This is a genomic window from Variovorax saccharolyticus (assembly GCF_030316765.1).
Lineage (GTDB): Bacteria > Pseudomonadota > Gammaproteobacteria > Burkholderiales > Burkholderiaceae_C > Variovorax > Variovorax saccharolyticus.
In genome coordinates this window covers 282,403-307,914 of record NZ_JASZYT010000009.1, presented here as the reverse complement: position 1 = coordinate 307,914, position 25,512 = coordinate 282,403, and the positions used below count along the sequence as shown (strand labels likewise).

At 70.3% G+C, this 25,512-nt stretch carries 21 protein-coding genes; 18 read left to right on the top strand and 3 right to left on the bottom strand.

Annotation, left to right across the window (positions count from 1 at the left end):
* Positions 1-12 precede the first annotated feature (12 nt).
* Entirely contained in the window at positions 13-2,805 is a 2,793-nt protein-coding gene (locus tag QTI45_RS26160) for a LuxR C-terminal-related transcriptional regulator (protein ID WP_286656379.1), read from the bottom strand.
* 167 nt (positions 2,806-2,972) lie between these two features.
* Between QTI45_RS26160 and QTI45_RS26155 the strand changes: the two genes are divergently transcribed.
* From QTI45_RS26155 to QTI45_RS26070, 18 genes are all read left to right on the top strand, one after another.
* On the top strand, positions 2,973-4,151 hold the full coding sequence (locus QTI45_RS26155) for a CaiB/BaiF CoA transferase family protein (protein ID WP_286656378.1): 1,179 nt from the start codon (positions 2,973-2,975) through the stop codon (positions 4,149-4,151).
* Positions 4,148-4,897 carry an electron transfer flavoprotein subunit beta/FixA family protein gene (locus QTI45_RS26150; protein WP_286656377.1) on the top strand — a complete coding sequence of 250 codons (750 nt, stop codon included), beginning with the start codon at positions 4,148-4,150 and terminating at the stop codon, positions 4,895-4,897. Before QTI45_RS26155 ends, QTI45_RS26150 begins: the two co-directional genes overlap by 4 nt.
* A 2-nt stretch (positions 4,898-4,899) precedes the next feature.
* On the top strand, positions 4,900-5,835 hold the full coding sequence (locus QTI45_RS26145) for an electron transfer flavoprotein subunit alpha/FixB family protein (RefSeq protein WP_286656376.1): 936 nt from the start codon (positions 4,900-4,902) through the stop codon (positions 5,833-5,835).
* Positions 5,836-5,879: 44 nt separating this feature from the next.
* Entirely contained in the window at positions 5,880-7,748 is a 1,869-nt protein-coding gene (locus tag QTI45_RS26140; protein ID WP_286656375.1) for an alkyl/aryl-sulfatase, read from the top strand.
* A 50-nt stretch (positions 7,749-7,798) separates the two neighbouring features.
* Positions 7,799-9,202, top strand: coding sequence for an aldehyde dehydrogenase family protein (locus tag QTI45_RS26135; protein ID WP_286656374.1), 1,404 nt, complete (start codon positions 7,799-7,801; stop codon positions 9,200-9,202).
* A 32-nt stretch (positions 9,203-9,234) separates the two neighbouring features.
* A complete protein-coding gene (locus QTI45_RS26130; RefSeq protein ID WP_286369602.1) occupies positions 9,235-10,344 on the top strand; it encodes a Zn-dependent alcohol dehydrogenase in 1,110 nt (369 codons plus the stop codon).
* Positions 10,345-10,418: 74 nt separating this feature from the next.
* A complete protein-coding gene (locus QTI45_RS26125; RefSeq protein ID WP_286656373.1) occupies positions 10,419-12,932 on the top strand; it encodes a CHAT domain-containing tetratricopeptide repeat protein in 2,514 nt (837 codons plus the stop codon).
* Positions 12,933-12,948: 16 nt separating this feature from the next.
* Positions 12,949-13,434, top strand: a complete 486-nt coding sequence (locus tag QTI45_RS26120) for a hypothetical protein (RefSeq protein ID WP_286369600.1) — start codon at positions 12,949-12,951, stop codon at positions 13,432-13,434.
* A 58-nt stretch (positions 13,435-13,492) separates the two neighbouring features.
* Complete coding sequence (locus QTI45_RS26115; protein ID WP_286656372.1) at positions 13,493-13,744, top strand: hypothetical protein; 252 nt, start codon at positions 13,493-13,495, stop codon at positions 13,742-13,744.
* Positions 13,741-14,652: a hypothetical protein gene (locus tag QTI45_RS26110; RefSeq protein WP_286369598.1), complete on the top strand. Its 912-nt coding sequence runs from the start codon at positions 13,741-13,743 to the stop codon at positions 14,650-14,652. The genes QTI45_RS26115 and QTI45_RS26110 overlap by 4 nt, the downstream gene beginning before the upstream one ends.
* Positions 14,653-14,738: 86 nt before the next feature.
* Entirely contained in the window at positions 14,739-15,983 is a 1,245-nt protein-coding gene (locus QTI45_RS26105; RefSeq protein ID WP_286656371.1) for a glycerophosphodiester phosphodiesterase, read from the top strand.
* On the top strand, positions 15,962-16,327 hold the full coding sequence (locus QTI45_RS26100; RefSeq protein WP_286656370.1) for a hypothetical protein: 366 nt from the start codon (positions 15,962-15,964) through the stop codon (positions 16,325-16,327). Before QTI45_RS26105 ends, QTI45_RS26100 begins: the two co-directional genes overlap by 22 nt.
* A gap of 129 nt (positions 16,328-16,456) precedes the next feature.
* Positions 16,457-17,539, top strand: a complete 1,083-nt coding sequence (locus tag QTI45_RS26095) for a lactonase family protein (protein WP_444813312.1) — start codon at positions 16,457-16,459, stop codon at positions 17,537-17,539.
* 154 nt (positions 17,540-17,693) lie between these two features.
* The gene (locus QTI45_RS26090; RefSeq protein ID WP_286656368.1) at positions 17,694-18,248 is read left to right on the top strand and encodes a DUF3302 domain-containing protein; all 555 of its coding nucleotides are present in this window, start codon (positions 17,694-17,696) and stop codon (positions 18,246-18,248) included.
* A complete protein-coding gene (locus QTI45_RS26085; RefSeq protein ID WP_286369593.1) occupies positions 18,248-19,468 on the top strand; it encodes an HlyD family secretion protein in 1,221 nt (406 codons plus the stop codon). The genes QTI45_RS26090 and QTI45_RS26085 overlap by 1 nt, the downstream gene beginning before the upstream one ends.
* A complete protein-coding gene (locus QTI45_RS26080) occupies positions 19,468-20,907 on the top strand; it encodes a TolC family protein (protein WP_286656367.1) in 1,440 nt (479 codons plus the stop codon). The genes QTI45_RS26085 and QTI45_RS26080 overlap by 1 nt, the downstream gene beginning before the upstream one ends.
* A 149-nt stretch (positions 20,908-21,056) precedes the next feature.
* Positions 21,057-21,746 carry a lipid-binding SYLF domain-containing protein gene (locus QTI45_RS26075; RefSeq protein WP_286369591.1) on the top strand — a complete coding sequence of 230 codons (690 nt, stop codon included), beginning with the start codon at positions 21,057-21,059 and terminating at the stop codon, positions 21,744-21,746.
* A 45-nt stretch (positions 21,747-21,791) separates the two neighbouring features.
* Positions 21,792-22,808, top strand: a complete 1,017-nt coding sequence (locus tag QTI45_RS26070; RefSeq protein WP_286656366.1) for a hypothetical protein — start codon at positions 21,792-21,794, stop codon at positions 22,806-22,808.
* 4 nt (positions 22,809-22,812) lie between these two features.
* Here QTI45_RS26070 and QTI45_RS26065 read toward each other — a convergent pair whose 3' ends face one another.
* The gene (locus QTI45_RS26065; protein WP_286656365.1) at positions 22,813-24,549 is read right to left on the bottom strand and encodes a SulP family inorganic anion transporter; all 1,737 of its coding nucleotides are present in this window, start codon (positions 24,547-24,549) and stop codon (positions 22,813-22,815) included.
* A gap of 13 nt (positions 24,550-24,562) precedes the next feature.
* Positions 24,563-25,507 carry a DUF2950 domain-containing protein gene (locus QTI45_RS26060; RefSeq protein ID WP_286369588.1) on the bottom strand — a complete coding sequence of 315 codons (945 nt, stop codon included), beginning with the start codon at positions 25,505-25,507 and terminating at the stop codon, positions 24,563-24,565.
* Between the last annotated feature and the right edge of the window lie 5 nt (positions 25,508-25,512).

Here is a 25,512-nt window from a genome sequence, read left to right as displayed (position 1 = left end):
GGCGCCGAGGGGTCAGCGGGTGGGTGGCGGGCCGCCGGCGGGCCGTTCGGCGTCCCAGCCGAGGTCGCGCACGCGGGCCACGGCCTCGTCGCGGCCGGCCACGCGCAGCTTGGCGTAGATGCGGCTCAGATACCACTTCACGGTCTCGGGCGAGAGGCCGAGCGCACGCGCGATCTTCTTGTTCGGCATGGCCTGGGCCAGCAGGCGCAGCACCTCGACCTCGCGCTCGCTGAAGGCTTCGAACCCGGCCGGCGCGGCGCCATCGCCGGCGCTGTCGGCTTCGGCGGCGCGGGCCTGGGTCCGGGCGGCCTGGAGCCGCTCGACATAGAAGGCCAGGACCGGGTCGAGCGCCTGGGTCTGCGCCAGTTCGCGGATCAGCTTGCGGGCCGCCGGATCGGCATCCAGCAGGCTGCGCATCAGTCCGAGCCGGTGGCCGCGGCGCAGTGCGCCCAGCAGCTTCTGCCGGGCCGAGTCCTGCCGCCCGAGCCCTGAGTCGACCACGGCCGCCTTGACCAGCAACTGCGCCACGGCCCGCTGGCGGCCGCGTGCTTCGCATTGCGCGATCAGGCGCTCGAGCCGGGAGGCCGCGCCATCGAGGTCGCCCAGCGTTTGCGCGAGGCGGATGCGCGAGCGCTGCGCCAGATCGCTGATCTCGCCCAGCGCGTTCGAGGCGGCGTCGGGATGGCGCGCATCGATGGCGTCGAGCCGCGCCAGCAGCGCCTCGGCCGCGGTCAGTTCGCCGAGCAGCAGGCGGTAGTGCAGCTGGTCGGCCAGGCTGTGGGCCAGCAGGCGGTCGAGCCCCTGCGCGGCGGCGTGCTTCTCGAGCCGATCGAGGTAGCCGAAGGCGGCATGCGGATCGCCCGCTTGCCAGTGCGCAGAGCCCAGCAGCCGCAGCACGCGCAGCAGCGCATCGGGAATCGAGATCCGTTCCAGCAGCTCGACCTTGTCTTCCAGCAGCGCGCGGGCCTGCGGCGCGTCGTTGAGCTCGTAGAGCACGTCGCCCAGCAGCGCGATCGCGAGATGGTAGGTGTCGGAGGCGGCCTGGCCGATCTGCTCGGCCTCTGCCGCCACGGCGCGGTAGATGCGCTCGGCCTGGGTCATCTGGCCTTCGAGCGCGTGGCTCAGTCCGACCAGGCAACGCCCGTGCAGGCTGCCCGACGCGGTGGCGACCAGCGGCGCGCCGTCGATCATCAGGGGCGGCGCCTCTTCCTGCACGCGGCGCGCCCTGTCGTAGGCGCCCTGGTGCATGTAGAGCCACGAGAGGATGTTGTTGCGGCCGCCGACCGACAGCGCATCGGCGTCGGCCGGGGGCTGCAGCAACCGGGGCAGCAGCGCCAGCGCGGCGTCGGTGTCGTCGCGCTGCACCGCCAGCGCGGCGCGCAGCGTCGCCACCTCGAAGCGCCCGGCGCTGTCCTTGGCCGGCAGGTCGCGGTCCAGCGCGTCGAGGCTGCCCGCGCAGGCCTCGAGCTCGCGCAGGTAGAGCTGCGTGCGCGCCAGCCACAGGCGCATCCGCGGGCTGGCTCGGACCTGCTCGGGCGGCAGGCGCTGCAGCAGCGCGATCAGCTCGCGCCGCTCGCCGCGGACGATCAAGGAGGGCGCGCACTGCGCGATCAGTTCGGCGGCCAGCCCGGGTTCACCTGCGAGCACGGCATGGCGTACCGCGTCGGCATGCCGGCCGCGGTCGCGGAACCAGCCGAAGGCGCGCGCGTGCAGCGCCTGGCGCGTGGCGGCAGGCAGAGCCTCGAAGCGCAGCTGCAGCGTGTCGCGCAGCAGCGGATGCATCCGATGCCGGAGTTCGGGTTCGCGGCCCTCCTGTGGCCAGACGAAAAGATCCTCGGCGCCGAGCCGGCCCAGCAGCGCGGCGGCCGACGCCAGTGCGCCGGGGCTGTCGAGCAGGGCGGCGCACAGCGAGGCGCTCAGTTGGGTGCAGGGCGAGGCGCGCACCAGCAGGTCGATCTCCCCGGGCGAGAGGCGGGCCAGCACCTCGGCCTCGAAGAAATGCGTCAAGGCCAGGACATCGCGTGGCGCAACGCCGGCGAAGGCTTCGCCCCCGGCCCTGGTGCCGGCCTCCGCCTGCTTCTTCTTCCAGTCTGTTGCGAGCTGCCTGAGCCCGGTGACCCAGCCGTCGCTGAGCGCATACAGCCGCTTGAGCGCGCGGGCATCGAGTTCGACCGCCTGCGCTGCCACCAGCCGCGCGGCTTCCTCCGGCGTGAAGCGCAGGTCGTCGCGGTCGAGTTCGAGGATCTGCGAATCGCTGCGCAGCCGGTCGAGCGACAGCCAAGGCGCGCCCCGCGTCGCGAGCGCAAGATGCAGGCGCGCCGGCGCATGGTCGAGCAGCCATTGCAGCGTGTCGCGGATCGTGGCGTCGTGCAGGTGGTGCAGGTCGTCGAGTACCAGCACCAGTTCGCGCGGGTGCGCGGCGATCGCGCGCACCAGCATGACGGCGACGCGCTCCACCGCATCGGCGTCGTCGCGCGCCAGGTCTTCGGGCGGCGCCGCGACCTCGCGCACCAGCGCCGGATCGACCGCTGCGATGGCAGCCAGGAGCCCGGCGAGGAAGCGTCCGGGATGGTCGTCGCCGGTTGCAGCTGTAAGCCAGGCGACATCGAAACCCAGCGGCACGATCGCCTGCCGCCAGGCAGCGAGCAGGGTCGACTTGCCCGCGCCCGCCGGGCCGCGGACGACGATGCAGCGCAGCCGCCGCGCCTCGACCAGCCGGGCCAGCAACGGCTCGCGCGCCACGATGCCGACGCCCGAACGCGGGGCTGGCGGCGGCGTGGCGGGAGGGCTTGGGCGGGCTGGCATGTGTCTCGGAATTTCGCCGTCCTGAGCGGGGAGGTCCGGCACGAGCGGGCATTGTGCAGCAGTCGTCGACGGCCACGGCGCCGTGCGGCGCTACCCGTTGCGGGTGGGGCGCGGAGGCCGCCGCCGCTGGCCTACTCCTCCCATTCAAACTGCAATCGGGGCTTTCGATGGGTATTCTGTCAGGCATTCGCGTACTCGAGTTCGAGGCCATCGGCCCCGGGCCGTTCGGCACCATGCTGCTGGCCGACATGGGGGCCGACGTGATCCGCGTCGACCGCCCGCTGCCGCCGTCGGACCTCGGTCCGAAGACCAGCGGCCCGCGCATCGACGTCACCGGCCGCGGCCGGCGCTCGGTCACGCTCGACCTCAAGCAGCCGCAGGCCCGCGCCGCCGCGCTGGCGCTGATCGAGCGTGCCGACGTGCTGATCGAGGGCTTCCGGCCCGGCACCATGGAGCGCCTCGGGCTGGGCCCCGAGGCCGCCCTGGCGCGCAACCCGAAACTGGTTTACGCACGCATGACCGGCTGGGGCCAGACCGGCCCGCTGGCCGAACGTGCGGGGCACGACCTCAACTACATCGCGCTCTCGGGCGTGCTCTCGGGCATCGGTCCGGCGGGCGGCAAGCCGGTGCCGCCGCTGAACCTCGTCGGCGACTACGGGGGCGGCGGCATGCTGCTGGCGCTTGGCGTGCTGGCGGCGCTGCTCAACGTGCAGCGTGGCGGCAGCGGCCAGGTGGTCGACGCCGCGATGATCGAAGGCGCGGCCCAGCTCGGCGCGGTGATCTGGGGCCTGATCGCCTCGGGCAACTGGAAGGAAGAGCGGGCCACCAACCTGCTCGACGGCGGCACGCCCTGGTACGACAGCTACCGGACCAGCGATGGCCACTGGATGGCGGTCGGCGCGGTCGAGTCGCGCTTCTATGGCGAACTGATCGACAAGCTGGGCCTGGCCGCCGCGGGCCTGCCGGCGCAGCACGACCGCGGCGGCTGGCCACGCCTGCGGGACGCCTTCGAGGCCGCGTTTGCCAGTCGCACGCGGGCCGAATGGTGCGCGGTCTTCGAGGGCAGCGATGCCTGCGTGGCGCCGGTGCTGGGCTTCTCGGAAGCACCCAGCCATCCGCAGCACCTCGCGCGCGGCAGCTTCGTCGAGGTCGGCGGCGTGATCCAGCCCGGGCCGGCACCGCGCTTCTCGGCCACGCCGTCCGGGCTGCCGGCGCGCGCGCCGGGGCGGGGCGAGCACGGTGCCGCGGCCCTGCACGACTGGGGCTTCGACGCCGCTGCGATCGATGGCCTCGTCCAGCAGGGACTCGGAGTTTCGAACAGCAATCCAACGGAGAAGAAGCAGTGAAGGTACTGGTGGCAGTGAAGCGCGTGATCGACGCGAACGTGAAGGCGCAGGTGAAGTCCGATGGCTCCGGCATCGACCTGGCGAGCGTGAAGATGAGCATGAACCCCTTCGACGAGATCGCGGTCGAAGAGGCGGTGCGCCTGAAGGAGAAGGGCGCGGCCACCGAGATCATCGCGGTCTCGTGCGGCGATGCAAAGTGCCAGGAGACGCTGCGCACCGCCATGGCCATCGGTGCCGACCGCGGCATCCTGGTGGAGACCACCGAAGAGCTGCAGCCGCTGGCCGTGGCCAAGCTGCTCAAGGCGCTGGTCGACAAGGAGCAGCCGGCGCTGGTCATCCTGGGCAAGCAGGCGATCGACGACGACGCCAACCAGACCGGCCAGATGCTGGCGGCGCTGGCGGACCTGCCGCAGGCGACCTTCGCCTCGAAGGTGGAGGTGGCGGGCGACAAGGTCAACGTCACCCGTGAAGTCGATGGCGGGCTGGAGACCATTTCTCTTTCGCTGCCCGCGGTCATCACCACCGACCTGCGCCTGAACGAGCCGCGCTATGTGACCTTGCCGAACATCATGAAGGCCAAGAAGAAGCAGCTCGACACGTTCAAGCCTGAAGACCTGGGTGTGGATGTCAAGCCACGCCTGAAGACCCTGAAGGTCAGCGAGCCGCCGAAGCGTGGCGCGGGCATCAAGGTGCCTGACGTTGCCACCCTGGTGGACAAGCTGAAGAACGAAGCGAAGGTGATCTGACCATGACCGTACTTGTTATTGCCGAACACGACCACGCCACCCTGAAGCCGGCGACCCTCAACACCGTGACTGCAGGCATCGCCTGCGCCAGCGGCGACGTCCACGTGCTGGTGGCCGGTGCCAATGCCGCCGAAGCCGGCAAGGCCGCCTCCCAGGTCGCAGGCGTGGCCAAGGTGATCGTCGCAGACAGCCCGTCCCTGGCCGAGAACCTCGCCGAGAACGTCGCCGCCCAGGTGCTCGCGATTGCGAAGAACTACAGCCACATCCTGTTCCCCTCGACCGCCAACGGAAAGAACGTGGCGCCGCGCGTGGCGGCCTTGCTCGATGTCGCCCAGATCAGCGACATCACCAAGGTCGACAGCCCCGACACCTTCGAGCGTCCGATCTACGCGGGCAATGCGATTGCGATCGTGCAGAGCAGCGATGCGATCAAGGTCGTCACGGTGCGCACCACCGGCTTCGATGCCGCAGCCGCCACCGGTGGCAGCGCCGCAGTGGAAACCGTGGACGGCGTGGCCGACTCGGGCAAGTCCAGCTTTGTCGGCCGCGAGGTCACCAAGAGCGAACGCCCCGAACTGACCGCCGCCAAGATCATCGTCTCGGGCGGCCGGGCGCTGGGCAGCGCCGAGAAGTTCCAGGAAGTGATGGCGCCCCTGGCCGACAAGCTCAACGCCGGCCTGGGCGCCAGCCGCGCGGCGGTGGACGCGGGCTACGCCCCGAACGACTGGCAGGTCGGCCAGACCGGCAAGATCGTCGCCCCGCAGCTGTACATCGCCGCCGGCATCTCGGGCGCGATCCAGCATCTGGCGGGCATGAAGGACTCCAAGGTGATCGTGGCGATCAACAAGGACCCCGAGGCGCCGATCTTCAGCGTCGCCGACTACGGCCTCGAAGCCGACCTGTTCACGGCCGTGCCCGAGCTGGCCGGCGCGATCTGACGCCGCGCCACGCGCGCAAAGAACCCGAACGAAGGAGACAACGCATGAACATCACCGACCCCCCGACCGCGCTCGCCGACGCCGACCAGAACTTCCAGAACGCCCACCGGGGCTTCATCGCCACGATCCCCGACGCGCACATCGTCGACGGCCGGGGCCGGGTCGTGTGGAGCATGCGCGACTACCAGTTCCTCGAGCAGGACGAGCCGGCGGCGACGGTGCATCCCCATCTGTGGAAGCACGCCCGGCTCAACAACGTGCATGGCCTGTTCGAAGTGACCGAGCGGGTCTACCAGGTGCGCGGCTTCGATGTCTCGAACATCAGCTTCATCGAGGGCGACACCGGCGTCATCGTCATCGACCCGCTGACCGTGGCCGAAACCGCCGAGGCGGCGCTCGCGCTCTACCGCGCGCACCGCGGCGACCGGCCCGTGACCGGCGTGATCTATACCCACAGCCACGCCGACCATTTCGGCGGCGCCCGTGGCGTGATCGACGAAGAAGACGCGATCCGCCGGCGCGTGCCGATCGTGGCACCGCAGGGCTTCATGTGGCACACGGTGTCGGAGAACATCCTGGCCGGCAACGCGATCGGCCGGCGAGCCATGTTCCAGTTCGGCGGCTCGCTGCCGCGCAACGCCTGCGGCCAGGTCGACTGCGGCATGGGCAAGGCGATCCCGAGCGGGACCATGACCCTGATCCCGCCGACCCGCAGCATCGAGCAGGAGACCGAGACCCACGTCATCGACGGCGTCGAGATCATCTTCCACCTGGCGCTGGAGAGCGAGGCGCCGTCCGAGATGTTCATGCACTTCCCCGGCCTGCGCGCGCTCAACACGGCCGAGATCGGCACCCAGTCGATGCACAATCTGTGTCCGCTGCGCGGCGCCCAGGTGCGCGATGCGCGGCTCTGGTCGCGCTACCTCGACGAGGCGCTCGACCGCTACGCGCCGACCGCCGACGTGGTGTTCGCGCAGCACAACTGGCCGACCTGGGGCAACGAGAAGATCCGCGGCTACCTGCGCCAGCAGCGCGACCTCTACAAGCACCTGCACGACCAGACCGTGCGCCTGATGAACCGCGGCCTGACCGGCATCGAGGTGGCCGAGTCCCTGAGGCTGCCCGCGTCGCTCGCGACGCCGTGGGCCAACCACGGCTTCTACGGAACGATCTCGCACAACGTGAAGTCGATCGTGCAGCACTACCTGGGCTGGTACGACGGCAACCCGGCGCACCTGCACACGCTGCCGCCCGAGCAGTCGGCTCCGCTCTATGTCGAGTACATGGGTGGCGCCAAGGCCATGCTGGAGCGCGCCCGCAAGGATTTCGAGCGCGGCGAGCACCGCTGGGTGGCCGAGGTCACGAATCACCTGGTGTTCGCGCAGCCCGACAACGCCGAGGCGCGCACCCTATGCGCCGACGCGCTCGAACAGCTGGGCTATGCCGCCGAGTCGGCGACCTGGCGCAACGCCTTCCTGCTCGGCGCGCAGGAGCTGCGCCACGGCGTGCCGAAGATCCGCCGCCGCAACGTCAGCCGGGACCTGGTCTCGGTGCTGCCGCTCGAACTGCTGCTGGACTATTTCGCGGTGCGCCTTCAGGCCGAGAAGGCCGAGGGTGTCGAGATGCAGGTCGAATGGGCCAACCCCGACAACGGCGAGCGCTGGGCGATGCGGCTCGAGAACGCCACCATGACCTACCTGCCGGGTACGGTGCGCGGCACGCCGACCGCCCGTGTCAGCCTGAACCGCGCCGCGCTCGCGGCCTTGCAGATGGACCCTGCGGGCCTGCCGGCGGCCTTCGAGCGTCTGGTGGCCGAGGGCGGGATCGAGGTCGATGGCGATGCTCGGAGCGTCGTCCGGCTGCTCGCGATGCTGGAGGATTTCGAAGGCATGTTCAACGTCGTCGAGCCCTGAAACCCCTCACCTGATCCGACACGATCCGACACGACACGACACGACAACCCATGAGCGAAAAATTCAAGCTTCTATCGAACGGCCGCCTGCTCGCGCTGCCGGCCACGCTGGCGGTTCTCGATCCCGCCACCGAGCAGGTCATCGCCGAGGTGCCCGACTGCACCGCGGAATTGCTGGACGCCACCGTGCGGGCGGCGCAGGCCGCGTTCGCCGGCTGGAGCACCACGCCCCTGCCGGATCGCGCCGCGCGGCTCCAGGCCCTGGCGCATCGCATCGGGGACCACGCCGACGAACTCGCGGCGCTGCTGACCCGCGAGCAGGGCAAGCCCCTGGCCATGGCCAGGGCCGAGGTGCTCGGCTGCGTTCACTGGTGCCGCAGCTTCGCCGCCATGGCGCTGCCCGTGGCCGAGCGCACCGACGCCGCCGGCATCCGCTGGGTGACGCAGCGCGTGCCTCTGGGCGTGGTCGCGGCCATCGCGCCCTGGAACTTCCCGTTGTCGCTCGCGGTGTGGAAGCTGGCGCCGGCGCTGCTGGCCGGCAACACCGTGATCGTCAAGCCCTCGCCCTTCACGCCGCTGGCCACGCTGCGGCTCGGCGAGCTGGCGGCGGACCTGTTTCCGCCCGGCGTGCTCAACGTGCTGAGCGGCGGCGATGACCTCGGGCCGATGCTGACCGCGCACCCCGGCATCGCCAAGGTCGCGTTCACCGGATCGACCGCGACCGGACGTCGCGTGATGGCGTCCGCCGCACCGACGCTCAAGCACCTGACGCTCGAACTCGGCGGCAACGACGCCGCCATCGTGATGCCCGACGTCGACGTCGCGAAGGTGGCGCGCCGGCTGTTCATGGGCGCCTTCCTGAACTCGGGCCAGGTCTGCATCGCGGCCAAGCGCATCTTCGTGCACGACAGCATCTACGCTGCCTTCGCCGCTGCCTTCGTCGCCGCGGCGAAGGCGGCGCCGATGGGCCCGGGCCACCAGGAGGGCGTGCTGCTCGGCCCGGTGCAGAACCGCCCGCAGTACGAGCGCGTCAAGGACCTGATCGCCGCCACGCGCGACGCCGGCCACCGTTTCCTGACCGGCGGCGAAGTGCCCGAAGGGCCCGGCTACTTCATCCCGCCGACGGTGGTCGACAACCCGCCCGACGATGCGCGCGTGGTGGTCGAGGAACCCTTCGGCCCGATCGTGCCTCTGCTGCGCTTCAGCGACGTGGACGAGGTGGTGCGCCGCGCCAACGACTCCGAGTTCGGCCTCGGCGGGTCGGTCTGGTCGGCCGACGTCGGGCAGGCGAGGGCGATCGCGGTGCGATTGCAGGCCGGCACCGTGTGGATCAACAATGTGCACCTGCTCGATCCGCAGTCGCCCTTTGCGGGGCGCAAGCAGTCGGGCATCGGCGCCGAGAACGGCATCGAGGGCCTGCTCGAATTCACCGCGATCCAGACCCTGGTCGGCTGACCGACCCAGGACGACTCACAAGAAAGACTCCCATGCAAATGCGTTCCAAGGCCGTGCTGTTCCGCGCCGATGGCGTGACCGTCCACGTCGAGGACATCCTGGTCGATCCGCCCGGACCCCATGAAGTGATGATCAAGGTCGGCGCCTGCGGCGTCTGCCACAGCGACCTGTCGGTCACCAACGGCACGCTGCCGCTGCCGGCGCCCGTGATCCTCGGCCACGAGGGCGCCGGGGTGGTGTGCCAGGTCGGCGCGAGCGTGACCGACCTCAAGGTGGGCGACCATGTCATCAGCAGCTTCGTCAACACCTGCGGGCGCTGCCGCTACTGCACCAGCGGCCGGCCCAACCTGTGCGACCTCGGCAACACCACGCCGTACACGCTGCCCGGCGCCCAGCCGCGCACCTGGGACCTGAACGGCCAGCCGCTCAACGTGATGGGCGGCTGCGGCGTGATGGCCGAGTACGCGACGCTGCACGAGAACAACGTGGTCAAGATCAGGCCCGGCGTGCCGCTCGACCGCTGTGCGCTGATCGGCTGCGGCGTCATGACCGGCTGGGGCGCAGCCTGCAACACGGCCCGGGTCGAGCCGGGCTCGGTCTGCGTCGTGTTCGGCGCCGGCGGCGTCGGGCTCAGCGCGCTGCAGGGCTGCCAGATCGCCGGCGCGACGATGATCGTCGCGGTCGACATGCTGGCGAGCAAGCTCGAACTGGCCAAGGTCTTCGGTGCCACCCATGTGATCGACGCCTCGAAGTCCGAGAACATCGTGAAGGAGCTGCGCAAGCTGACCGGCGGCGGCGCCGACTACGCCTTCGAATGTGTGGGACATGGCGAGATCGTCGCCCAGGCCTACGGCTGCCTGCGCAAGGGCGGCACGGCGATCGTCGTCGGCCTGGCGGCGCCGACCGACATGACCTCGCTGAAGACCGCGACCTTCGCGCTCGAAGAGAAGGGCATCAAGGGCAGCTACTACGGCTCGACCCGCCCGCGCATCGATTTCCCTCGGCTGCTGGGCCTGTACGAGGCCGGCAAGCTCAAGCTCGACGAGCTGATCACGCAGCGCTATCGCATCGAGGACGCGCCGAAGGCCTTCGAAGATCTGGCGCAAGGGCGCAATGCGCGTGGGGTGATCGTGTTCGACTGAGCGACTTGCACGGGCGACCTCGTCGCTCGCGCGATCGGTTGGACAGCCGCAGCCACGCTGTCTACCATCTCCCGATGCAGATCGAGTCGCCCCAGCCCGGGCTGCGCTTTGCGCGGTCATGGCGCTCGCCGGTTGCGCAGATGGCCCTCGTGCTGAGCCTTGCCACAGCTTCCGGGGTCGTGGGCGCCCAGGGTCCGCAGGAGGTGCAGGCGGTCTACGCGATCAATCGCCAGGCTATCGAACTGCTGAACCAGGGCCGCTACGACGAAGCCATCGCGACCGCGAAGCGCGCGGTCGATCAGGCCGAGACGCGCCTTGGCAAGGACCACCCCGGGCTGGCCGCCAGCCTCTCGAACCTGGGCTACGCCTATGTCGAAGGCGGCCGGTACGCCGAGGCGGAGGCGCCCTTGCGGCGCGCCGTCGACATCGGCCGCAACAGCTGGGGAATCGGGCCGGCCGACATGGGCGCGCTGCTCAACAACCTGGGCTTGTTCTACAGCAAGGTGAACCGCCTCGACGACGCCGAGCGCATGTACCGGCAGGCCCTCGGGCTCGGGGACGGCATCGGCACGCCGCATCTGTTCGTCGCGAGCTGGCTCAACAACCTGGCCAATCTGTACATCCGCGAAGGGCGCTACCAGGATGCCTGGCAGCTGGCCGAGAAGAGCATGGTGCTGCTGCCGGAGCGATCGAATCGCGATCCCGCGATCGCCGAGACCTTCAGCCTGATGGGATCGCTGAAGGCGCGCGATCGCCAGTACGACGACGCTCGCAAGTTCTCCGAATGGGCGCTCGACATCCGCGAGCGGAGCTTCGGCGACAGCCATCCGGTCACGGCGAGTTCGCTGCACAGCCTCGGCATGGTGCTGGACCAGCAAGGCGAGAGCAGGAAGGCCGAAGAGCTGATGCTGCGCGCGCTGGCGGTCCGCGAGAAGCTGCCCGCCGACCACCCCGATCTCGGACGCAGCCTGATCGACCTCGGCGCCCACTTTCACGCCAACGGCAAGCCGGCCGTCGCACAGGCGTACTTCGATCGCGCCTTCGTCAACCTGCGGGCGCGGCTTCAGCAGTACGACGGCTTCATGAGCGAGGACGACCGGCTCGGGCTGCTCGACGACACCGGCCGCTTCTTCTCGGCCTACTTCGATTTCGTGCTGGCTCAGGCGAAGCAGCAACCCGAGCTCGCCGGCGGGATGTACGACGCCGTGCTGGCGCGCAAGGGCATGGTCGCGGTCAGCATGCGCGCCCTGCTCGCGCGGATCGACCGCGAAGGCGATCCGCAGGCGCTCGCCCTGGTGGCGCAGCTGCGGGAGAGCCGCACGCTGCTGTCGAACCTGCGCCGGCGCGGCGTGACGGGTGAGGCGGTCGATCGCCTGGCGCGCGAGGGCGCCGAACTCGAGCGGCAGCTGGCAAGGCGTTCGACAGTGTTCGCGTCGCAGGAGCGGCAAGGCGCCAAGCCGTTTCGATGGCAGGAGGTTCGCGGCAGCCTGAAGCCGGATGAAGCCGCGGTCGAATACCTCGCTTTCGAATCGCAGCGCGGAACGGGCGCCACGGCGGTGCGCCGGTTCGCGGCGCTGGTGCTGGCGCCCGGCGGCCGGCCCCAGCTGATCTCGCTCGGCGACGACACCAGCCTCGCCGCGCCGATGAAGGACTACCGGCGGCGCGCGGGACTGGACCGCGATCCGCCGCGGCCCGGCGAGCGCAGCTTCTACCAGGCCTTCTGGCAACCGCTGGAAGCGGCGCTGGGCCAGGCGAAGCGGGTCCACCTGGCGCCCGACGACGTGCTGAACCAGGTCGCCTGGGCCACGGTGGCGGACGCTGGCGGCCTCTTGGGCGAAAGACTCGACCTGCGGCTGCTGTCGAGCACGCGCGATCTGGTCGCGGGCGCCGCGGCACCGGCGGCAGCGGCGGGGACAGGCGCCGTGCTGGTCGGCGACGTGGACTTCGGCAGCAGCGCGGGTGCGCCGGCCTTCGGCGCGCTGCCCGGCACACGCGAGGAGCTGGCCGCGCTGGCGCGGCTGTTCGGCGATGCCGGCTGGCAGGTGAAGACGGTGCAGGGAAAGAGCGCGACCGAAGCGTATCTCAAGGGCCTGCGGCATCCGCGCGTGCTGCATCTCGCCAGCCATGGATTCTTCGAGCGCCAGGGTGCGCAGCCCGGGTCCGCCGACGACCCCATGCTGCGCTCCGGCCTGGCGCTGGCCGGCGCCAACGGCGGCGCATCGGGGGACAGGGAGGACGGCGTGCTGACCGCGCTCGAAGCATCCATGCTCGACTTGCGTGGTACCGAACTGGTGGTGCTGAGCGCCTGCGAGACCGGACTCGGGCGCATCGTGCAGAGCGAAGGCGTGTTCGGCCTGCGGCGCGCCTTCGAACTGGGGGGCGCGCAGAGCGTGGTCATGAGCCTGTGGAAGGTGCCCGACGAGGAGACCCGGGTGCTGATGACCCTCTTCTACGGCAAGTGGCTCGCCGGTATGGACAAGCACCTCGCGCTGCGGGATGCTCAGCTGGAGCTTCGGCAACGGATCATCAGGGACTGGGGCCGCGATCGCCCCCAGCTATGGGGTGCCTTCGTGATCGTGGGCCACTGACACGAGGAGGCGAGAGATGAAGCATTCGTTCCTGGCGACGCTGCTGCTGGCCGTCGTGCCGCTGGCGCATGCGCAATCCACCTACACCGATCCCGACGGCCGCTACAGCCTGCAGGTCCCCCCCGGATGGCGGGTCGAGCCGCAGGGCGGAGGCGTGTCGCTCCTGAAAGGGCCGGCGTATGCGAGCCTGATGAAGGTCGGCGGCCGCGGCGCGCCCAAGGGGCTGGTCGAGGCGCTCGGTCAGAAGTTCCCGTCGCAGTGGCAGCGCTTCACCGGCACCAGCGCCGGCGAAGTCCAGTTCGGCGGCCGGCCCGGCGCCTATGCATGGTTCACCGGCGTCGATCCGCGCGGCACCGAGGCCGTTCTCAAGATCGTCGCCACGGTCGAGGGCGAGACCGGCTACGCGATGATGAGCGCGGCGCCGCGCAGCGACTTCCCGGCCTACAAGGCCGACCTTGAAAAGATCGAGGCCGGCTTTCGGCTGACCGGGGCGCGCCGATGAGCGCCGCCCGGCCGCCCGAAGGCGCTCGCACCGCAGTGCGCAGCACGGAGGTGCTCCGATGACCTGGTCGCCTTTTCTTGCGGCCATCGTCGCGTTGGCGCTCGCGATCTGGGCTGCCTGCTACCTGCTCGGCTCGCCGCTCGATGGCGCCGAGACGGTCGTCGTGGTGGGCCTCAGTGCGGTGCTCGTCTTCGGGGTCCGTGCCCTGCTGCGGCGCCTGCGCAAGGCGCCCGCGCCGGCCGTGCCCGAGGCCCGGTCGCAAGCCCCGTCCAAGGGCAGGCCGAAGAGCCGCAAGCAACCCCCGAGATGACCGCCATGCCGCGCATCCTCGCCCTCGCCCTGGCGGTGGTCCTCGCCTGCGCTGCCGCGCACGCGCAGGGCCAGCCCCTGGTCTGCAGTGCCGACCCGCCGGTCGCGGGCGTCGGCGAGGCCGTCACCTTGCAGGCCTGGACGGACGCCGGCGATGTTGCCTGGCAGGTGTCCGAAGGCCGGCTCGAAGGCTCCGGCAGCCGTCGGCTCTGGCGGCTGCCCGGCCGCACCGGCCGGGTCACGGCGGGCGCCACCAGCGCGGGCCTGGCGCCCTGCGCGCTGACGGTGTTCGTCGTCAGCGATTCGCGCGCCGTCGGCGGGCGCGAATCCGGCACGATGTTCCTTGTCCGCGGCCAGGCCGAACCCGCGGGCTATGGCCTCTACAGCTATTTCCTGCTCGGCGCGCCACCGGACGAGCAGGCGCGTGAAAGGGTGCTGAAGTCGATCGACGCCTTCCTGAAGACGACCCCCTCGCTGGCGGCGCTGGAGGCCGTGTTCGAGCGCGGCGAGCTCAACGCCAACCAGATGCCGGTGGACGCGCCGGCCCCGGACCGGCCCAGTGCGCAGTGGATCCTCGAGCACTACGACTATGTGCGCGCCCGCGCGATCCTCGCCCGCATCGACGGCAGCTTGCGCAAGGGCCCCTACCTGGTCTCGGTGCTCGAGACGGCCGGCACGCGCGGCCCGATGCCCGCGCCGCTGCTGTTGCAGGACCTGTCCACGGTCCCGGCGCACCTGGTGGGCGACTGGTATCGCCTGTTCCTCGACCAGGCGGCGCAGGAGCAATTCTGGGAAAGCCGCAGGCTCGAGGCCGTCGGCGTGCGGATGCGGACCATCGTCGGCGTGCTGGCCGAGGGCCTGCCGGAGGTGCAGGGCGCCGTGAAGCAGTGGGTCAAGTGGTCGAAGTAGCAGGCGCTTGCCTTTGCTGACACCTCGTTCACTGGTTTGTCATGCGTGGCGGCTACCGTGCGGAGCCACCAAAGAGGAGAAATCGCATGACCATCCTGAAGAAGTTCGCATCCACCCTGCTCGCCGTCGGCCTGCTGTCCGCGGCGGCGGCGCCGGCCGCGGCGCATGAGGAGCAGGCACGTCGCCGGGCGGACAACGCACCGCTGGTGATCGGCCATCGCGGCGGCGCCAACGGCTACCTGCCCGAACACACGCTGGAAGCCTATGCGCTCGGCATCGCGCTGGGCGCGGACTACATCGAGCCCGACCTGGTCGCCACCAAGGACGGCGCCCTCATCGCGCGCCACGAGCCCAACCTGATCGACACCACCAACGTCAAGAGCCTGCCGCAGTTCGCTGATCGGCGCCGCACCGTGATGCTGGACGGCGTGCCGACCGAGGGCTTCTTCGCCAGCGACTTCACGCTGGCCGAGATCAAGCAGCTGCGCGCGGTGCAGTCCTTTCCCGAGCGCGACCAGGCTTTCAACGGCAAGTTCCAGATTCCCACGCTGGTCGAGGTGATCGAACTCGCGAAGCGCAAATCGCGCGAGGAAGGCCGCCGCATCGGCATCTATCCCGAAACCAAGCATCCGACCTACCACCAGGGCATCGGCCTGGCGCTGGAGGACCGGCTGCTGGCCGTGCTCGGCGCCGCCGGCTGGAACCATCGCAATGCGCCGGTCTTCATCCAGTCCTTCGAGACCGCCAACCTGCGCTATCTGCGCAGCCGGACCAGCGTGCGGCTGATCCAGTTGATCGACGCCAACGACGTCAAGCCGGACGGCTCGCTCGATCTCACCAAGCCCTACGACAAGCCCTATGACTGGGTGGTCTCGAACCGCGACGGCCTGTTCAGCGATCTCGTGACGCCGCGCGGGCTGCGGGAAGTGAAGGGCTATGCGGACGGCATCGGACCCTGGAAGCCGTACCTGATCTCGAGCGCCTGCAAGACCGTGCAGGGCGGGACATGCGCCGACGTCACCGGCGGCGGCGTGGTCGACGAGCGCGACCGCGTCCTGCTGCCCCCCACCGATGTGATCGCCAATGCCCACCGGCTCGGCCTGCTGGTGCATCCGTACACCTTCCGCAGCGAGCAGAAGCGGCTGACGGGCAGCTTCGCAGGCAACGCGGTCAACGAGTACCTCGCTTTCTACGAAGCCGGCGTCGATGGCCTGTTCAGCGATTTCGCCGACACGGCGGTCGCGGCGCGCGCGATGTTCCTGCTCAAGCACGACCCCGACTACGCCCGATGCCTGGTCAACGCGCGCCAGTGCGAAAAGAGCAACGACTGAGCCTGGCGGCCGGCATCCGGCGGCTGCTCGCCGCCGGCGTGCTGGCCGCGAGCGTCTGCACGCCGGCCGCCTTCGCCGAAGGCGGGCTGCCGGGATCGCCGGTCGCGGCCGGACCCGGGACCGCCCCTGCGGCATCGGGCGGGGCGTCGGCCCGGCCCGATGCCGGCGTCGAGCCTGGCAGCGCGGTGTTCAGCCCCTTCGTCGAATCAGCGGCGGCGCCGCCGCGGGCCCAGTCGCCGGCGGGAAGAGGGTCCGAGGCTCCCGCGCCGGACGTCACTCTGACGATCGCCGTGGCGCTGGCTGGCGCCCTTGTTCTGGCTTGGTTTCTCCGTCGGAATGGCTGAAACTTGTACGTCGTCTGATGACATATCGCCCTGATCGCCAATGAATCCAGTTGATAAGTTATACGACAACGTATAACCTGAGCGACCTTGGCAGCTTCAAAGAAGAAAGAGAAGGAGATATTCATGCAGATGTGCACGAGGTGGCCTGCCGCCGCCTGGTTCCCGGGCGTGGCCCTGCTGCTGGCGAGCGCCGGCGCCCCGGCCGCGACCTTCGTCTATGTGGCGAACGCCGACAGCCAGGAGATTTCGGTCCTCGAACTCGACCGCAGCCAGGGACAGCTGAAGCCGGTCGAGACGGTCGCGGTCGCCGGCACCGTGATGCCCCTGGCGGTAAGCCCCGACAAGCGTTTCCTGTACGCGGCCCTGCGCTCCCAGCCCTACCGGGTCGCCAGCTTCGCGATCGATGGTGTCAGCGGCCGTCTGCGCAAGCTGGGCGAGGCGCCCCTGGCCGACAGCATGGCCAACCTCGACGTCGACCTCAGCGGCCGCTGGCTTTTCGCCGCCTCTTACCCGGGCCACAAGATCACGGTCAATTCGATCGGCAAGGACGGCGCGGCCGGTGCGGTCCAGCAGCTGATTCCCACGGCGCCCAACGCCCACGCGATCCATGCCGACGCATCGAATCGCTTCGTGCTGGCCAGCAGTCTGGGCGGCGACAACCTGTCGATCTGGCGCTTCGATCCGGAGAAGGGCCAGTTGACGCCCGGCGAACCGCCGCTGGTTGCCGCCGCGCCGAAGTCGGGCCCGCGCCACTTCGTGTGGGACAAGCCGCAGCGCTTCCTCTACCTCGTGAACGAGGTCGATGCCTCGCTCTACGTCTATGGCTGGGATGGCGCGCGCGGGACCTTGCGCGAGCTGCAGCGCACCACCACCCTTCCGGCCGGCTTCAGCGGCAAGCCCTGGGCGGCGGACCTGCACCTGACCCCCGACGGCAAGTACCTCTATGCGTCGGAACGCACCAGCAGCACGATCTCCGGCTTCCGGGTCGATCCGGCCAGCGGCCTGCTGCAGCCGCTCGGACAGACACCGACGGAGAAGACGCCGCGTGGCTTCGCGATCGACTCGACCGGCCGGCACCTGGTGGTCGCCGGCCAGGACTCGCACAGCGTCTCGGTGCATGCCATCGACGGCGGGAGCGGCGCGCTCGGTGCGCCGAAGAGCCTGGCCGTCGGCAAGAACCCGAACTGGGTCGAGATCGTCGATCTGCCCTGAAGCCGCCGCGGCGGGTCCCGGCCGAGTTGATTTTTCTCAATCAAGCGGCTTGTTACTTCTCTAGCATCTGACGTATCGTCTGGGCGCCGGCCGGCCTTGGCCCGAACAGGAGATTGGTCACATGCATCGTGCGTCAGCAGATCGCCAGGGGGCAATGCCCCGCCCAGGTCCATGGCTCCTGGGCGCCTTGCTCGGAGGGGGCGGGCTGGCTGCTCCTTTCGAAGCCCGCGCCTCGTTCCTTCCGCACGAGATGATGGGCAGCGTGGCGACCGGGCTCGCCTGGTTCATCATCTTCGCGGTCCCGATCGCCGGGATCGTGCTGTTCTGGCTGGTGCACGTGATGCCCGAGAAGATCGCCCACAAGCGGCACCATCCGCAGCGCGACGCCATCAAGACGCTGTGCCTGCTGTCGCTGGTGTTCGGCGGCATGCTGTGGCCGATCGCCTGGCTCTGGGCCTTCGTCAAGCCGGTCGGCTACCAGGCGGCCTACGGCACCGAGCGGCACTCCGACTATTTCCATGAGCAGGGCGGCAGGGCTCTGCAGGGCGAGCTGCTGGCGCACGAGATCGCGCACCTGCGCGACGAGCTCGACGCCATGGACGCCAAGGGCGCACTGACGGTCGACCTCAAGCTGCTTCGCAGCAACCTGGCCGCGGCGGTGCCGCGCGTCGAGGCCGACGCGGCCGCCGCAAGAAGTGCGAGTGCCTGATGGAAGCCCTGCTGCTCGGCATCTATTCCTTCTTCGTCTGGCTGTTCTTCATCAAGCTGAAGTGGCTGCCGTGGAACACGGCGACCCAGGTCACGGTCGTCATCATCCCGATCGTCGCACTGACGGCGATGGTCCTGACGCTCAACGTCGTGGCGCCGTCCTCGGCCGATGTCCGGGTCATCAAGTACGTGGTGCAGGTGGTGCCGCAGGTGAGGGGCCGGGTGCTGGAGGTGCCGGTGGAGCCCAATCGGCTGGTCAAGAAGGGCGAGCTGCTGTTCCGGATCGACCCCACCCAGTACCAGAACGAGCTCGCCGCGGCCAAGGGCAAGCTGGCCGCCGACGAGGCCAAGTTCGCGCAGGCCGCCGCCGTCCTGGTCGACGCCTCGGCAGGTGCCCGGCAACTGCAGGAGCAGTTGAAGGGCGCGACGGGTCAGGTCAGGTCGCTGCAGCCGAAGCTGGAGCTGGCCCGCATGCGGGTGCGCCAGAACCGGGAGCTGGTGGCCACCGGCGCCGGTGACCGCTTCGCGCTCGAGCAGGCGGAATCCAACCTGGCCGACCTGCAGGGACAGGTCGTGACGGCCGCGGCCAACGAGGCGCAGGTCACGCAGAAGCTCTCCGGGCAGGTCAATGGCGAGCAGGCCTCGGTGGCCTCGGCGCGGGCGCAGCTCGCGACCGCCAAGGCGCAGGTCGATATCAGCCGCGCCGACCTGGGCAACGCGCAATGGAACCTCGACCAGACCGCGGTCTTCGCGCCGGCCGACGGCTATGCGATCAACGTCCAGCTCCGGCCGGGCTCCTTCGTGGTGGCGGTGCCGCTGGCGCCCGCGATGACCTTCGTCGAGGAGACCTACCAGGTCGTCGCCCTCTATGCCCAGAACGAGCTGCGGCTGGTCGAGCCCGGCAACCTGGCGGAGTTCACCCTGTCGACGCATCCGGGCCGGATCATCGCGGCCAAGGTCGATTCGATCGTCTGGGCCCAGGGCCAGGGGCAGGTGGCCCAGTCGGGCAACCTGCCGCAGACCGGCGCCTTTCCCCAGGTTCCGGGGCGCTTCCCGGTCAAGCTCATCGTCGACGAGAAGGACGCCGGGCTGTTCCTGGCCGCCGGCGCCGATGGCCAGGGCGCGATCTACACCGAGCACGGGGCGGCGATCCACATCGTGCGCATGGTGATGCTTCGTGTCGGCGCGATCGCCAACTACCTCGTCCTGAAGCTGCACTGATGCGCACGCCGTCGCTTCATCGCGGGATGCTCGTCGCGGCGCTGGCGGCCGCAGTCGCAGGCTGCGCGCTCAAGTCGCCGCCGACGCCCGCCGAGCTGCAGAAGGAGGTGCTGCCGCAGGCACCGCCGCCCGAGGCCTACCGAGCGGGCGGAGGCGTCGCGGCGCCGGTGGCCGACGGCTGGCTCGCGGCCTTCGAGGACCCCGCGCTGACGGCGCTGGTCAACGAGGCCCTGGCCTACAACGCCGACCTGAGGGTGGCGGCGGCACGGGTCGAGCAGGCCGCCGGCTACGTGAAGGTGGCCTCGGGTGCCTTGCTGCCCTCGGTGGGCGTGGTCGGCCTGGGCGGCGGGAAGTCCGGCGGCGGCGGGGGCCTGGAGGGCGTGTTCCTGAATGCATCGCTGGAGCTCGATGTCTGGGGCCGCCTGCGCTATGGGCGGGAAGCGAGCCGCGAGCAGTCCGCGGCCGTGGAAGCCGACTACGCCTACGCGCGCCAGTCGCTGGCGGCGATGGTGGTCAAGGCATGGTTCCTGGCGGTCCAGGCCGGGATGCAGCGCGTGATCGCCCAGGATGCGCTCGGGTCGTCGGAGACCCTGCTGCGGATGGCCGACGACCGCTTCCGCGTCGGCAACGGCAGCGCGCAGGCCGTGGCGCAGGCGCGCGCCAGCGTCGGCCCTTACCGCGACACGCTGAAGCAGATCGATTTCGCGCGCGAGCAGGCGCGGCGTTCGCTCGAGCTGCTGCTCGGGCGCTATCCGGCGGCCGAGATCGCGGTTGCCGACCGGTTGCCGCCGATGCCGCCGCCGCTGCCCGTGGGCATGCCGTCGGAGCTGCTGGAGCGGCGGCCCGACGTGGTGGCGGCCGAGCGTCGCGTCGCCGCCGCCTTCGCCCGCGTGGGCGAGGCCAAGGCGGCGCAGCTCCCCAGGATCAGCCTGACAGCAGGCGGCAGCAATGTGTCCAGCGACCTGATCGAGCTGAAGGACGTCAGCAGCCCGGTCTGGAGCCTCGGCGTCAACCTGATCGCGCCGATCTACCAGGGCGGCGCGCTGCGCGCGCAGGTCGAGATCCGGTCGGCGGAACAGAAGCAGGCGGTCGCCGAGTACGCGCGCGTCGGCCAGAAGGCGTTCGGCGAAGTGGAGAACGCGCTGGGCGCGGAGTCGATCTTGCGCGAGCGCGATGCGATTCTCGTGGCGGCCGTGCGCGACAACGCCGAGGCGCTCGACCTGGCGCGGGTCCAGTACCGGGTCGGCAACGTCGACCTGCGCACGGTCGAGCAGAGCCAGCTCTCGCTCTATGCGGTGCGCACCTCGCGCCTGCAGGTGCAGGCCGAACAGCTGGCCCAGCGGACCAACCTCTTCCTGGCCCTGGGCGGCGGATTCGACCAGCCGGCCATGGCCGCGGTCGCCGGCAACGCCAGCGAGCCGCTGCAGCCGAAGCAGTGAGATCGGCGAGCGACGCTCGCCCGCGTTGAGCAATGTCAACCCGGTCGCGGTTGCCTCTTCCCACAATGGCATGACGGGACACGAGCAGCAGGCTCTGCGTTTCGCCCGCTTCAACGTCGTTGCTGACGGTACTCAACCAGGAGATCACGATGAACAGGATTCGCAGAGAGTTCTCGATCGCTGCCGGTGCGTTGGCGCTGGCCGCCGCGGTCGTCGGCCTGCCGGCGCAGGCAGCCGACGACGCCGCCGACGCCAAGGCCCTGGTCCAGAAGGCGCAGGCCACGGTCGCGGCCTTTTCGAAGCACAAGGACTTCCCCGACTTCGGAGCCGCCCTCGGCCAGGCCAAGGGCGTCCTGATCTTCCCGCAGATCCTCAAGGCCGGCTTCGTGCTCGGCGGCTCCGGCGGCACCGGCGTGCTGATGGTGCGCGACGAGAAGACCGGCGCCTGGAGCGGCCCGGCCTTCTACACCATGGGCTCGGCCAGCTTCGGCTTCCAGGCCGGCGCCTCGTCGGCCGAGATGGTGATGATGGTGCATACGCAGAAGGCCCTGGACTCGCTGTTCTCGAGCAAGGTGAAGCTGGGCGGCGATGCGTCGGTCGCGGTCTGGAAGAAGGGCATGGGCGCCGGTTCCGGGCTCACCGACTTCCTCGCCTTCTCGATGGTCAAGGGCGCCTTCGCCGGCATGGCCGTGGACGGATCGGTGATCGACGTGCGCGAGTCGCTCAACGCCGCCTATTTCGGCAAGCCGGTCACGCCGGTCGACATCCTGGCGAAGAAGGAGGTCAGCAGCCCGGGAGCGGCGGGCCTGCAGGCGGCGCTCAAGAAGGCCGCGAAGTAGTTCGAACCTTGATCCGTGGCTGTCCTTGGGCTGGAGCAACGCGCCGTGGGATTCTTCGGTCGCCTGTTCGGCAACAGGGAAATGCAGGCGCCGAGGGACGAGGAAGTCGAGCGCATGATGGCGCGCGTGCTCGACCTGAGCCCGCGCCTGCAAATGGCGCAGGGCCACGAAGCGCGGCTCCGGGGCGCGATCGCGCAGGCAGCGACCCACCTGCGCGAGCTGGTGGCGGGCTTTGCCCCGGCACGCGACCTGAGTCCGGCGGGCTGGGCCTCCGACTCCCATGTCCGGGCCTTCTTCGGCGCTGCGGACGACGTGTCGCCCGCACTCGGTCGCTCGACCGAGCTGTTCGGCCTGTTCGATCGGCAGCCGGGTCTGTCCGAGGCCTATGCCGTGCTCGGGATGGCCATGAACGAACGCCGCACGCTGGGCGTCGCCCAGGAGGGCGGTGTTCTTCGCTCGGATGTGGCGCAGACCACGCTGAGCTTCAGCGATCACCAGATCAGGATCTGCGGCGCCACCGAGGCCGAGCTGCGGCAGGAGATCCAGCGCCGCATGGTCGACCAGCTGGCGATCGAGGCCCTCGCCGGCATCGCTGACGAGACGGCCCGCCGCGACGACCTCGAACAGGAGCGCGCCCTGGTCGCCGCCCGGCTGCGGCTGCTGGGGCGGCAGGGCATCGGCATGCAGTCGGTCCTGGGCGGCGAGCTCGAGGTCGATGCCGGCGAGCTGGCGCGGCTGCGCGCGCAGCGCGAGGAGAACGACGTGGCTCTCAGGAGCCTGGGCTCGCGCAGCGAGGCGCTGGATCGCCAGCTCGAACGCATGTGCCAGGTGTTGGCGGACGCCGGGAACCTGATTCGCGTCGCCCGCAGAAGCCTGCGCCTGAGCCGCATGAACGTCGTGCTCGAGGGGCAGGGCGCGGAGGACGGCCACACGCTCGACCTGGAGGTCGCCCGGGTTCCGGGCGATCCGCCGAGCGAGCGCGCGTTCGCGCTCGTGAAGGTGGCCAGGGTCGCGGTGCCCAAGCCTCGCAACCTGCTGGACGAAGCCGCGCGGCTGCTGTGAGCCCTCACCGGGCGTCGTTGTCCCAGTCCTCCCACTCGACGGGATGGCTTCGAAGGTAGGCCTTCACGGCCTCGCCGAGCGTCGGATAGAAGGTCTCGGCGCCCAGGCGCGCGAACAGCCCGAAGCGCTTGAGCTTGTCCTTCACCGGGTCCTTCATTTCCGCGAAGCAGAGTTCGATGTCTTGGGCCAGCAGGCTGTCGTCGAGTTCCGCCACGATGTCGGCGGCGGTCACGTCCACGCTGGTCACGGGCTCGGCAGCCACCACGACCCAGCGCACCGGGGTCGGCGAAGCCGCCACCGCTGCCAGCACGCGGTCGCGAAAGAGCTCCGCGTTGGCGAAGAACAGCGGCGCATCCCAGCGGAACAGCACCAGCCCCGGGATCCGGCTGGCCTGCGGATAGCGCGTGATGTCGTGATAGCCCTTGATGCGCTCGACCCGGCCGAGCACGGCCGAGTGGGGACGCCAGCCGTCCCAGAGAAATTCGATCACCGCGATGACGACCGCGATGCCGATGCCGGGAATGGCGCCGAACAAGGCGACGCCGGCGAAGCAGACCATCGACAGCCAGAACTCCCATTGCTGGATGCGGTAGATGCGGCGCAGGTCGGCGATCTCGATCAGGCCGATGGCCGCCGCGATCACCACGGCCGCGAGCGCCGCGCTGGGCAGGTTGCGCAGCAGGTTCGGCGCCACCAGCAGCAAGGCCGTGATGGCGAGGGCGCCGACCACGCCGGTGAGCTGCGTGCGGGCACCGGCGGATTCGGCCACCGGGGTGCGCGATGCGCTGCTGCTGATCGGCATGCCCTGGAAGAAGCCGGTCGCGAGGTTGGCGACGCCGAGGCCGATCATTTCCTGGTTCGGGGCCGGTGGCGTGTGCAGCCTTGCGGCGTACACGCGCGAGAGCACGCTGGTGTCGGCGAAGGACACCAGCGCCACGGCCAGGCCGCCGAGCAGCACCGGCGCGATGTCGTCGATGCCGATGATCGGCAGCGCGAGGCCGGGCAGGCCCTGGGGCAGCGGACCCAGCACCGAGATGCCGCTGCGGCCGGCGAGGTCGAAGGCAGCGGCGGCCAGCGTGGCCGCCACCACCGCCAGCAGCACCGCCGGGATGCGCGGCAGCCGCTGCAGGGCGAGGATGGCCGCGAGCGTGCCGGCGCCGATGGCCAGGGCGGTCGGGTTCGGCCTTCCCGCCAGCAGGCCCTGCACGAAGGCCCAGGCCTGCCGGTGCGCGCCTTCGGCCTCGACGGAGAAGCCGAACAGCTTCGGCAGCTGGCTCACGATCACGGTGAGCGCGATGCCGTTCATGTAGCCATAGCGGATCGGCTTCGACAGCAGTTCGGTCACGAAGCCGAGCTTGGCGAGGCCGGCCGTGATGCAGACCAGGCCCGAGACGATCGCCATCGCACTCGCGAGCGCTATGGCGCGCAGGGGATCGCCGCCCGACAAGGGCGCGACCACGGCCAGGATCAGGGCCGCCAGCGCCGAATCAGGTCCGAGCACGAGGATGCGGCTGGGCCCGAACAGCGCGTAGGCGAGCAGCGGAACGATGGTCGCGTAGAGGCCGTAGATGCCGCCGACGCCCGAAGCCTCGGCGTACGCGATGCCCACGGGCACCAGCATCGTGGTCAGCACCAGGCCGGCCGTGATGTCGTGCCGCAGCCAGGCCCACTGGTAGGCGCGCAGGGTGCGCAGCCCCGGCAGCCAGCGCAGGAGCGGCGGTTCGCCATGTCCGCCGCTCATCGAGGGGTCCACCTCAACTCCCGGGCACCACCACCTTGCGCCAGCCCGCGTCCGGATTGAAGCGCGTCAGGGCGCGCGCCGCGGCATCGCTGCCCGGCCCCAGGTCCTTCTCGTAGACCGTGCCGTCGTGGCTGACCATGAAGCTCATCACGCCCGTATCCCCGTAGCGCACCGGCCAGGCGATCAGCGCGAAGCCGCTGCGCATCCGGCCGCCGAGCACGTAGTCGTAGGCTCCGCCGGGCGCGTCCCTGCCCTGGGCCTTGAGAATCCTGAAGTGATAGCCGTGGTAGCCCTCGCCCGGCCTCGCGTCCGCATAGAGCGGCCCGAGCGGGCTCTGGTCCTGTCCGGACGCATCGGGCCAGTACAGGCCGTCGTGCTTGCCGGGCGAACTCACGAACTTCTGGGCGTACTCGAGCACGCCGTTGCCGTCCCGATCCTTCTGCGCGTATTCCTTCTGGGCATCGAAGTACGCCAGCGCCGCCTGCATCGCGGCGAGCTCGTTGCGCCCGATGCGGCGGCTGCGCATGAGCTCGGCGCCGGCGCGGGGATCGAAGCGCCAGCCGGCGGGGGTCTTGACGATCGGCACCGGCAAGGTCCAGTCGCCTTCGCCGGCCGCCAGCACCGCCTTGCCCGGATTCTCGAGGACCACCTGGTGCCGCTTGGCCCATGCGCCCAGGAAGTCGTAGAGGTCTTCGGCATCGATGCCGGCGGGCGGAACGAAGCGCCGCCAGTCGGGGCCGAGCACCGTGCCCAGGGCCGCGGCGTCGAGGCGCGAAACCGCGTCGACGAACGCGTCGGCCGCTGCTTCCGGCGTCGGATAGGCGCGCTGCGCGAACGAGGCGCCGGAGGTGAGCGAGAGCGAGAGCGCGACCGCGACGGCGGCCGCGACACGCTTGAAGAAGGCGCTTTTCAGGAGCGGAACTCCGTTGCGCTGGAGGGGGGTCGATTGCGTCGTCATGTGTG